Below are 540 nucleotides of genomic sequence, written 5' to 3'. Positions count from 1 at the left end.
CCAGGATCTGGGCGTGGCCCGCGACCTCGGAGCGGATGCCCTTGATGCGCGCCGCCTCGGGATCGATGGCGTTGTCGAAGGCGAGCGGTCCGTCGACGATGCCGCCGGTAATCTGGCCGCGCTCGGCCATCTTGCACAGCGCCGCCGCCTCGATGGTCGAGGGGATCTTGGTCGTCACCGTCTCGACCGCCGACAGGATCGCGACGCGCGGCGTGCCGAGGCCGATCCGGGTGTAGAGGTCGATGGCGTTCTGGACAATGTCGCGCTTGGCGTCGAGGTCGGGCGTGATGTTGATGGCCGCGTCGGTGACGAACAGCGTGTCGGCGTGGCTCGGCACGTCCATCACGAACACGTGGCTGATCCGCCGCTCGGTGCGCAGCCCGGTCGTGGTCGCGGTGACGGCCCGCATCAGCTCGTCGGTGTGCAGCGCTGCGCTTGCGGTCAGGCGCTGGCCGTGCGGCGCAGCCGCGCCAGCGCGACGGCGCGCGCCGCGACGGCTTCGACCCGCTCGCCGTGCGGCGCGTGCACGACGCGGGCGAA

At 71.9% G+C, this 540-nt stretch carries 1 pseudogene; it reads right to left on the bottom strand.

The window, feature by feature from the left end:
- A pseudogene (locus tag ABTU92_RS27745) lies at window positions 1-540 on the bottom strand (phosphate acyltransferase); the annotation flags it as partial.

Origin of the sequence: Rhodoplanes sp. SY1 (assembly GCF_046000175.1) — a bacterium.
Taxonomy (GTDB): Bacteria; Pseudomonadota; Alphaproteobacteria; order Rhizobiales; family Xanthobacteraceae; genus Rhodoplanes.
Note: the sequence above shows the minus strand (reverse complement) of the source record. Positions and strands in the feature narration are given on the sequence as shown.